The organism is Flavobacterium alvei, assembly GCF_002920895.1.
In the GTDB taxonomy this organism is placed as follows: domain Bacteria; phylum Bacteroidota; class Bacteroidia; order Flavobacteriales; family Flavobacteriaceae; genus Flavobacterium; species Flavobacterium alvei.
Window position 1 is genome coordinate 1 of sequence record NZ_PQVG01000022.1, and the last position, 1,108, is coordinate 1,108.

General features: G+C 27.3%; 1 protein-coding gene. It reads right to left on the bottom strand.

Annotated elements, in window-relative coordinates; all coding sequences use genetic code 11:
• Positions 1-523: 523 nt before the first annotated feature.
• Entirely contained in the window at positions 524-949 is a 426-nt protein-coding gene (locus tag C3L50_RS16195) for a T9SS type A sorting domain-containing protein (RefSeq protein ID WP_103807220.1), read from the bottom strand.
• Positions 950-1,108: the final 159 nt, after the last annotated feature.

Sequence of the window (1,108 nt, forward strand, 5' to 3'; positions counted from 1 at the left end):
TCATCATTTCTGACGAAGGATTGGTTATTTTAATTTTTTTGTAAATTTCATTAGGTTCTGTTTTTGTTTTATGTGATTCATGTGTGGATTGTGAATACAAAAACGTTGTAAAAAATAAAACAGATAACAATAAGTAGGTAATTTTTTTCATATAGCGGTAGTTTAGCATATTCAAACCTAAGGATTATATTTTAATCTGCAAAATAAATTGTCGGTAAAAGACTTGTTTTTATCGATGAAAAGTGCTTTTTTAATTGATGAAAATAAAAAAATACTGTAGTAATAAATTAATAGATGGATTGGTTTTTGAATTTATGTTTAATAATAGCAAATTTTAAAATAGAGATAATCGTTATATGATAAAATAAAAGTTGCCGATTTGTAGGAAAATCAAAATTGCCTATAAAACAGTATATATTTCGTTTTTATAGGCAATTTGTATTTAGCTACAGCAGTAGGGAGGGATGCAAAATAATTTTTAATCTTTGAATGAATGAAAATTCATCAAATGGACAGTCTTTTTTTATTTGTCCAATACAATTACTTTTTTGCTGACTTCCTCGTTTGAGGTTTGCAGTTTGACAATATAGATGCCTGATCTTAGGTTTTTTATTGGAATTTTAATATTTTGTTGATCTTGATTTTCAATTTTCCAATTGGATATGGGTTGACCAAGAATAGTATAAAGAATAACTTTTTCGACAATTGTATTTAATGACTTGTTAATGATTAGAAGTGAATTGTCGTTTTGAATGTGGTTAATTTGTATTGCATCGCTAATTGTATTTTGCTCAACATTTAGTGTATTGTCTTTAAATCGCAAAGAAAAACGAGAATTAAATACTCCAACAGGAAGATTTACTTCAAACATTCCATTTCTAATGTCATTATAAGTATCTGTTACATTGTCATAAATAAAAATGGGTTGATCAAGTTTGAAGTTTTCCAAAGCATCAATTAGGAAACTCGCTTTTCCTTCAACAGTGGTAGCTGTTGCGCAACCTCACTCAAAAACTAAACTTTCAGAATCAGTATAAAAAACAACCTCGTTTAAGCACATTTAAGCGAGGTTTATTTTTGGTTTTATGTTGTAGTTTTTAAAAAATAA